We start from the raw sequence: 9,997 nt of genomic DNA on the forward strand, positions 1-9,997 counted from the left end.
TCACTCCCCTATCACAATGGCATTAACGCCTGTTGACATTGCGCCGTCTAACAACCCTTGCTGAACACCTCTTGGCCCGACATACGGGTCTCGTGTCATATAGTAACTTACGCCATCAACAGATTTAACACCATCAACAATAATGAAGTGTTTTCCTTGGCCAGCGGGAACCTGAACGATAACACTCGTTCCTTCTTGCAGTGCTTTGTTTAACTGCTCAGGTAGCATTGAAGTGTTTACAGTATTTTTAACTCCCGCCTTAGATATCACATCTGATAATTCCAGAGTGTTAACGCCGGTCGGCCTGACCCCGTTTACAAAGCTTCCAATTGCATTGTCAAGGCTAATTGCCGCACCCGTTTTGTCAGTAATTGTCATTGCTGCGCAGGCTGGTCCGCATACAGGGGCGTCACCTTGTAAAACAACAGAGCCCTTTGGTTCATATGGGATCGTTTTAGGCGCAACAGTAATACCGCCTGCGCCATCAACAGAAGCACCTGCTGTCCCTTTTGGACCAAGAGCGCCACCTGTTACAGTCTCAACATTCCGCGCCGCCGCCGCCGCCGCAGCATCCGCAGTAGCAGCCACCTCCTTCGCCCCAAGACTGCCAAAGCCTCCCACACCTAACGCCCCACCGCCAGCCATCGCGGCACCAAAAGGCACCTCTGCTGCTGCTATGGTCAGTTCGGTACAAGCTACTGGGTTCATCCCGCAGGCATTTAACAGGGCTGGACCAAGCAACATGCCTCCTGCCACTGTTCCGATTACAACAGCACCACCCGCCAACGTATAAGCAAGGCTTTCACGGCGCTCGGCATACATTTGCGCCGAGCACGCCTCTGCGCTCAGCCCTGCACAGTTTTGCTCCTTGTAGTGCTCGTTTTCAGCGTTGATGCGCTCTTCGGCTTTTTGTTCAAGCGTCTTACCCTCAGTTAATGCAATGGCAATATCAGCCACTGAGTTGTTCTCAACCGCATTGTTGCCAGCCTTTGCACCGGCAAGTGCACCGCTCAGGTCACCTCCTGCAAGCCCGCCTGCCAAGCCCGATGCCAATGTCGAAAGCGCCGATACTGTCTGTTTCTGCTTCTCGCTCAAATTCTCGGTTTTAATACCCGGATACAACTGCGCCGCAATCAACTCCCCCGTGCCAGCTCCTGCGGCGCCGGCAACCGCCGAGTTCCCTTGGGCCTGTGCAACTACAGCACCCAATACCACGTGGGCCATGATTCGGGCGGTATCGTTGTCCTGCGCTGACTGCTTGATGATGTTCGCCAGATAGGGCGCCGACGCGCCTGCGAGGGCGGAGCCGATGTCCCCGCCTGCCAGTCCTTGCAAAGCTGCCGTCACCGCTTGAGCGGCACGTTGATAATCGCCCCCCGTTCCGTACGGTTCCATCACCGTACGGGTCACCTGTGCGGCGATCTCTTTATCCGTCGGCTGGGTATTGCCCTCACGGATAAGCTTGTCGCGCGCGGCCGCTACCGCTTCGGGATCTTTTTGAGCATTGGCCGCGTTAATGGCACCTTGAGTGCGTGTGATATCCGCCGCCTGAGTGCCAATATCCGCAATCAACTGCACCTGCCGCAGCCGTTTCTGCTCTTTCTCCTTATCGAAGATGGGGCTGATGGCGCCGTTGGCGTGTTCAACATCGTGGCTCAGCGTTGCCACGTCCTGCTGCTGTTTGGCAGGGTCGCGGATGTTGAGGGTGCCGTTGGAAATGGCCGAGGACGTGGTGCCGTTGTCGCTGTCGCCGTGGTTGAATCCGACCAAGCTGCCGGTGGGCATATTGCTGATGAACGCGTTGGTGCCATCGCTGCCACTGCTGACGCTGGCGCTCTGCAATTGGCTTGTGTACTCAGCCTTGTTCTTTAAAACGCTCCATCCCAGCGTACCGGTGTTCAGGCGGTTTTTGTCCGGCGTAGCCGTGCTGGCGATCACGCTGCCATCGAGCTGTGTGTGGTTGCCCACGTCAATCTGGTAGCCGCCCTTGCCGCCGAACAGGCCGGTCTGCTCCTGCACACTCTGGTATTTGGAGTCGATCTTGCTTTTGCTGATGCTCAGGTTGGCGCTGGCGCCGCTGCCGATGATGGCGAAACTGACGCCTCCACTGACATCCGTTTGCTTGGACTTGTAGTTATCGGTGTCCTGCAGGCTTTGCAGCGTGAGGTCGCGACCCACGGTGGCGGTGATTTTGTCTGCACTGACTTGCGCGCCTTTGAGGGCAGTGTCTCGTCCGCTGATCAGGCTGACCTGTTTGCCGGCGTCCAGCGTTGTTTCCGTCCAGGTGGTGCCGGTGCCCTTCTCGTTGCCGGTGCCCTTGTTCGCATTGGCGAAGATGCTCAGGCCACTTTCTCCGGAACCCACGCCCAGACTGATGCCAATCGCTCCACCGCTGCTGCTGTTTTTGCCATCGAGCTTTTGATTGTTGGCCGCAGCCTCCAGGCGAATATCGCGCTCCGCAGCCAGCGTCATTTCATTGCTGGCCTGGAGCTTGCTGCCTTGAACGCGGATATCACCGGCGTCTCCCGGCGTGCCATTCCCCTGCGCCACGATGGTGAGGTTATTGCCCGCCGTCAGGTTGCTGCCCTGGCTGAGGGTTTGTTCCTGCGTCTGTTTGGAGTCGGACTTCTGCGACCCCAGGGAGATGCTGATACCTACAAACTGCCCAGCGTTGGCGCCGGTCATACCGCCATTCTGCTGCGCCGCTTGCCACGCCTGCACCCCCGTCAAACCCGCCTTCACACCTTGCAGCGCCGAGAGGCGACCGTCGTCCTCGCTTTTGGCTTGCTTGGCAGTTCGGTAAGCGGAGTCCACCGCGCTACCCACGGTGCCGGAGAGTGCCAGGGTCAAACCACTGGTTTTGCTTTTGGCCGTCTGTTCGCTGCGGTTGTTGTTTTCGGACGCCAGGATGCTGACATTTTGCCCAACCAGGCTGATGTCTTTACCGGCAACCACGTCAGAGCCTTTGATGGTGAGGTCTTTGCCCGCCCGGATATCCACGCTGCCCAGCACGCTGCCGATGTTGCTGGCCCGGGTGGTTTCGGTGCTGCTGGTGAGGGTGTTTTTATTGCTGCTTGAACCCAACGTAACGCCGATGCCGCCGCTGCTCATCAAGCCCGATTTTTTGGTCGAGGACGAATGGCTTTGCTCGAAGGTTTCCGTCGCGCCGTCGATCACCACATTACGCCCGGCAATCAGGCTGGTGGCGTTCGTGGACACCACGTCACTGGCGCTTGTGCCGATGTCTCGACCGGCACGCACGACCACCGTGTCGGCGCTGATGGAGGAACCCCGTTGGGTAATCTGGTTACTGCTGTCGATGCGCGTCTTCTGGCTGCTGGAGAGCAAGCCGTTGCTGGTCTTGGTCTTGCGGTAGTAGCTGTAGTCGCTGTCTTGGGCGGCGTTCAGCGTCAGATCATTGCCCGCATAGAGATAGGCTTCCTTGCCCGCGCTCGCGCGGCTGGCGCTGACGGCGAGGTCGTTGCCTGCACTCAGGGAGAGATTGTCGCCGGCCACCAATGAGGTGCCTACCTGCTGAACGTGATCCTCTTTGCTGGTCACCTTCTTGGAATTAAACGCCGAATGCTGTTCATTCGCCGCCGAAGCCAGGTTCACATTGCCCTTGGCCACCAACGCCAGATCACGCGTGGCATTCAACTGGCTGCCGATGGCGCTGATGTCCCGTGCCGCCACAATCTGGAAGTCCCGCCCGGCTTCTACCACCGTGCCGTACTGGGTCACGTTGCTGCTGCGTGAGTAGGTGCTGACGACATTGGCGTTACGTTGTTCGGCGGTGACGAGGTTCACGTCACGCCCGGCCTGGATGCGGGTGTCGGTACCGCTCTTGAGTACACCGCCGGTGCTGTTGACGTCGCGACCGGCTTGCAGGGTCAGGCTGTTGGCGGCTTCGATGCGCGCGGCGTTGTCGACGAAGTCGGTGCGTTCGGTGCGATAGCCGCTGCTGCTCTGGTGGCTGGTGACGGTGCGTTCGTTGAGCACATCGCCATTTACCGCGCGCACGCTGACGTCGCGCCCGCTGATGATGCCGCCGGCGCGGTTGGTGAGGCTGTTGCCGGCCAGCAGGTCGAGACGGTTGCCCGCTGCGATGAGGCCACTGTTGACCATGTTGCGCCCGGCGCTGGCGGCCAGGTTCTGGGTGGCACGCAGAGTGCCGACGTTGGTGAGGTCGGTGCCGCTGACCAGGCTCAGGTCGCTGCCGGTGATCAACGCGCCATTGGGCGCCAGGCGGTTGTTGGCCTGGGCCAGGTAGAGCACCGGCACCAGCACTTGCTGGCCGGCGACGGTGGCGTTTTCCATCCACACGATGTCGTGGGTCAGGGCCGCGACTTGTTCGGCGGTGAGGCTTACACCCACCGACAAATTGAGCGCCTGACGGCTGCCGATGGCGTTGTCCATCAGGTACTTGAACATCGCCGTGTCGCTGGTTTGGCCGTCGATGAAGCGCTGGCCGGTGCGGGCAATGACCGCTTGCTGGATCAGGCGCTGTTCATAGAGGCCGTCGCCCAGGCGTTTTTGCGCCTGGTCGGGGTCGTAGCCGAGCTTGGACAGCATGTAATCGGAACTGAGGAACTGGCCGAGATTGGTCAGCTGCGGGTTGGTTTCGATCAGGTATTTCTGTGGGTTGGAGACGAACTGGCTGTCCGGCAGGCCTTGCACGCGGTTGATGTTGACACCGTCGGCCGAGGTGCCGGCGGCGGGTACAACCGGCCCGGAAGCCGGGGCTCGGTCTACACTGCCGCCGCCCAGGGTCCAGCCTTGCGGGCCGGCACTGGCCGGCGCGCTGGCGCTTTGGCCGCTGAGGCGGAACAGGCCGCCCTGCCCGGTGGGCAAGGTAAAGCCGGGCAAGCTCAGCGGGTTGATCTGCTGCTGGGCCAGGTCCGCAGGCAATTGCGCGTTGAGGGTGACGCGGGTCGAGTAACCGTTGGCGGCACTGGCGCCGGTTGCGCCGGTGGTGGTTTTTGCACCCGCCCCGATGTAGGTGTAACCCGGGCGCACCACGCTGTTGTCGATACCGGCCTGCGCCTTGACGTCCACCGCGCCGCCAGCCTGAATCACGGCAGCGTAACGCTGATCATCGCTGGCGATTTTGGTGACTTTGCCGAACTGGGTGCGCTCGATCTCCATCATGCCGATGAAGTTGGCCACCGTGGCCTCAAGGCCGCCGAGGTCATTGGGGTTGTAACCGGCGCTTTTGTACCAGTATTTGTTGGTGAGTGCGGCGGCTGCATCGAACCAGCGTCCAGGGTGCTTGGTGCGCTCTGACGTGAAAAGACGATAGGTCTCGGTCTCGCCGATTTCGATGCCGGTGTTGACCAGGTTGTTCAGGCGCGCGGTGAAGTTACCGCCGGCCGCGATCGAGCTGCTGCTGTTGAGCAGGTCGCCACCCGCCAGGGTCATGTTGCGCCCGGCGGTGATACTCGAACCGGCACTGGCGGCGGTCACTTCCAGCTTGTCGCGGGTCAGCAACTCCCACACGTAGTTGCGCGGGGTGCCGCCTGCTTTGCAGTCACCGGCGTTGACGTACTTGATGCACGCGCCCTCGGTGGCCGAGGCGGTGTAGACACCCGCGTCGTTGACGGTGAGTACCGCACGTTCGTTTTTGATCGTAGCGGCGGTGAGGGTCAGGTCACCGTCACTTTGCATGCTCGATGAGCTGTTGATAATGCTGTCGGCCAGGCCGCCCTTGCCGTCGCGATCGACACTCAGGTTGCCCATGCTGTAGAGGTCGCCGTAGCTGTTGTTCAGCGACGCCACGCGCAGGCTCATGTCGGCGCCGCTGAAGATCAGGCCGTGGTCGTTGAGCAATGCGCCGGTGTTGACCGTGAGCGTTTGCCCGCTGCCGAGCGTGGCGAAGTTGTTGAGCGCGCCCGCGTTGATCAGCAGGTCGGTGGCCGAGGTCAGGCGGCCGCGGTTGTTCAGGGTGCCGCTGAGGGTGGCGCGGGTCACGCCACCGCCGGCGATGCTGGCGGTGTCACTCAAGTTGGCCTGGGCGGCGGTCAGGTTCAGTTTGCCCAGGCTGCTGATGCGCCCGCTGCTGTTCAGCGCGCCGCTCAAGCTCAGGTCAAGGTCGCCGTCGCTGGCGATAAGGCCGTTGGTGGACCAGTTGCCACCGCTGCCGATAAAGCGTCGGGCGCCGAGCAATTGACCGGTCGCGGTCTGTTCGAGGCTGTTGACGTTGACGGTCAGTTGCCCGGCCTGGATCACGCTGCTGTTGGTCCAGGTGTCCTGGGCGATGGTCAGGTCGCCACGGGTGACCAGGCTGCCGCCTACATCGTTGAGATTGCGCGGCGCGATGCCGAAGGTGCCGGTGCCCACATGCAGCACATTGCCGCCGAGGTTCTGCAGGCGGTCGGCGTCCAGGGTCAGGTTGGTGTTGGCCGTTTCCAGCACGCCGTTGCGGTTGTCGAACAGCCCGCCAATGGCGAACTCGGTGGTGCCGCTGTTACCCAGTGCGCGCAGGCGGCCGGTCTGGTTGTCCAGGCTGGCGGCGCGGACCTTGAGGGTGGATTCGCTTTCGATGATGCCCAGGCGGTTATTCAACGCGCCGCTGAGGTCCAGGTCGATCTGCTGGCCGGCGATCTGGCCATCGTTGTCGCCGCTGTTATCGAAGTCATGCCCGACCACGCGCATCAGGCCTTTGGCATAGAGCCCGCCGTTGCGGTTGTCGAAATTGCCGGTGGTGACCAACGCGTTGCCGCCCTGCGCCGCGATGCGCCCGCCGTAGTTGTCTACGCTGCCGGCTTGCAGGTTGAGGCTTTGCCCCTGCATCACGCCGCCCTGGCGGTTGTTATTAAGGTCGTAACCGTTGCGCAGCACGCCGACCACTTGGGTTTGCAGTGCGGCCTTGAGGCTGGCGAGGGTGCCGCCACGGTTGTCGAGGCTGGCCGCGTTGACATGCAAGTCACCGGCCTGGGCAATCAGTTTGCCGCTCTGGTTATCCAGCGTGTCGGCCACGTTGGCGGTCATGGCGCCCTGGCTTTGCACGGTGCCTTTGCCATTGTCCAGGCGGTTGGCGCTGAGCAGCAGGTCGGCGTTCTGGCTGTAGATCAAGCCGTCGTTGCCGTTCTGCACCAGGCCGCCGGCGGTCAGGCTCAAGCGTTCGTTGGCGGCCAGGGTGCCACGGTTGCGGTTGTCCAGGCCGCCGGTCAGCAGGGTCAACAAGCCTTGGCTGGCGATCTGGCCACCCTGGTTGTTGATCTGCGCCGCGCGGCTGATCAGCAGTGGGCCACCGCTGGCCAGTTTGCCGTTGGTGTTGGTCAGGGTGGCGAGCAGGTCGAGAGTGGTGGCGGTGCCGCCACTGATACTGCCGGCGCTGTTGTCCAGGTTTTGCGTGTTCAGGCTCAAGGCCGCGCCGCTGTCGATCACGCCGCCCTGGGCGTTGTTCAGCAAGCCGCCGACGGTCAGCGTCTGCCCGGCCGCGCTGGAAAGTACGCCTTTGCTGCTGTTGTCCAGTTCGCCCGCGTTGACGGTCAAGGCTTTCTGGCTGACCAACGCGCCGCCTGCGCTGTTGAGCAGGCTGGCGGTCAGCGTGGCATTGAGGTCGCCGTATCGGCTCGACAAGGTGCCGCCGTTGCGGTTATCCAGGTTCGCACCGCTGACCGTCAAACCCTGCCAGCCGGACATCAGGCCATTCTGGTTGATCAGGTTTTCGGCATTGAGCACCAGCAGGTTATTGCTGATCAGCTTGCCGTTGCTGTTATTCAACGTGCGGCCTTTGAGGTTCAGGGTTTGCGCGCTGGAGAGTTCGCCGCCCTGGTTGCCGAGGTCACGCAGGTGGTTGATGCTCAGGTTGCCGGCGGTGGTGATCAGGCCACCGGTGTTGTTCAGGTCGCCGGTGGCGGTGCCGAAGTCCAGGGCAATCGCGCTGCCCAGCAGCGAGCCGTTCTGGTTGGCCAGGCTCGCGGTATTGATGCTCAGAAGGTTGGCTGCGTTGATCAGGCCCTGGGCCTGGTTGGCCAATGGGCCGCTCACGTTGAGCAGGGTGTCGCCACGGCTGGTGAGGGTGCCGCCGCTGTTGTCCAGGCTGGCGGCGCTTGCGTCAACCGCAGCCGCAGCAATCATACCCTTGACGTTAGCCAGGGCCTGGCCGATGCGCAGAGTCAGGGCGGCGTTGCTCAGCAGTTTGCCGCTGCTGTTATCGAGGTTGTCGGCGGTGAGTGTGAAGGCCTGGCTGCTGGAAATCTCGCCGCCCTGGTTATGCACATCCTTGAGGTTGTTGAGCATCAGCAACGGCGCGTTGATCAGCCCGCTCTGGTTGTTGAACTGACCACGGTTGAGGTCCAGGGTCAGGGCCTGCGCGCTGGTGATCTGCCCGCCTTGCTGGTTGTTCAGGTCGGCGGTGCTGATGTGCGCGGCCTGGCGCGCGCTCAGGGTGCCTTGTTGGCTGTTGTCGACGCTTGCGCTGGTCAGGGTCAGGGTGCCGTCAGTCACCAGGCGCCCGCCCTGGTTGTCCACCGCGTCACGGGCGCCGATGCTCAGCGGGCCGGCGCTGGAGAGCGCGCCACCACGGTTGACCAGGGTGCCCGTGGTCACGGTGAGCAGCCCTTCGCTGCTGATCAGGCCCTGGTTGCGGTTGAGCAATTGATCGACGTTCAGGTTCAGCCCAGTGCCGGCCACTACCAGGCCGCCATCGCTGTTATCCAGTTGCGTGCCGTTCACCGCCACGCCCGCACGGCTGGAGAGCTCGCCGTTGCGGTTGTCGATGTTGGCGACGTCGATCTGCACGCCGCCGGTGCTGGCGACCAGGCCTTTCTGGCGGTTGTCCAGGCGATTACCGGTGAGGTGAAGAACGCCCTGGCTGGTGACGCGCCCGTTCTGGTTGTCGAGCGTGCCGGCGTTGAGGCTCAACGCCTTGCCCGCCGTGACCAGGCCCGCGACGTTGTCCAGGGTGGTCACCGTCAGGTTGGCAGTGTCCAGGCTGGAGATTTCGCCGCCGGTATTTTGCACCGTGCCCAGCGTGGCAGTCAGCGGCCCGTTACTGGCGATCAATCCGCCCTGGCCGTTCTGCAGCGCGCCGGCGTCGATAGCCAGCGCGGTGTTGCTGAGGACTCGTCCGTTGTTGCGGTTATCGACGGCCGCCGCCGTCACGCGGGCGCCTTGCCGGGCGCTGAGGGTGCCGCCCTGGTTGTTCAAGGCCTGGGAATCGACGCTCAAGCTGCGGCTGGCGATCACGCTGGCGCCGTTGTTGTTGATGGCCTGGCCGCGCAGGCTGACGTCGCCTGTGGTGTTGCGGGTGTTATCGGCGTTGACGCCGGCTTCGATGATGTCTGCGTTGGTCAGCGTGCCGCCGCTGGACAGCGCAATGCGGTCACGTGCGGCCAGGCTTTTGCGACTGTTGAGATCGCCCTGGGTTTGCACCTCCAGAGCGGTACCGGCATAAATTGGTCCCTGGGCGTCAAGGCTGGCGGCTTTGACATTGATTGCGCCGCTGGCAGCGGTCTGCGCCATGCTCAAGCGCCCATTGGCATCAAGCTGGATATCCCCACCACTGGCCGCCAAGGTGCCGTCGAGCTTCACGCCCACACCGGCTTCGGTGCCCACCAGTTTGATCGCGCCGGCGTACATGCCGCCCAGGGCCGACGAGTCGATCGCCAGCTCGGGTTTGGCGCTGCCGTCATCAGCGCGGGCGGTGGTTTTCAGGCTTTGTGCATCGACGTCGTTGCGCCCGGCGATGACGTTGAGTTCGCGGGCGTTGATTTGTGCGTTGATCTTGGCCGAGCGGGTGATGATGTCGAAGCGGTCGACGTTGCTGGCGTTCAGGCCTTCGCCGTCGATGGTCACCGCGCCGCCATCGACCTGGTAGCTTTTCAGCTGGCCGGTCGGGTCGATGATGGGTTTGCCGGTGGTGAGGGTGACGTTGGGGGTGTTGATGAAGCCGCAACCGGCGCAGGTCACGCCGTACGGGTTGGCCACGATGACCTTGGCCGACTGCCCCGCCACTTCGGTATAACCGCGCAACTGACTGGCGCTGCCGCCG

At 62.6% G+C, this 9,997-nt stretch carries 1 protein-coding gene; it reads right to left on the minus strand.

Features of this window, described 5'->3' with window-relative positions; genetic code table 11:
* Positions 1-9,997, minus strand: a 9,997-nt coding sequence (locus J1G34_RS14535; RefSeq protein ID WP_222994258.1) for a hemagglutinin repeat-containing protein, incomplete at its 5' end; no start/stop codon positions are given.

Source organism: Pseudomonas sp. Wu6 (assembly GCF_019891515.1).
Classification (GTDB): domain Bacteria; phylum Pseudomonadota; class Gammaproteobacteria; order Pseudomonadales; family Pseudomonadaceae; genus Aquipseudomonas; species Aquipseudomonas orientalis_A.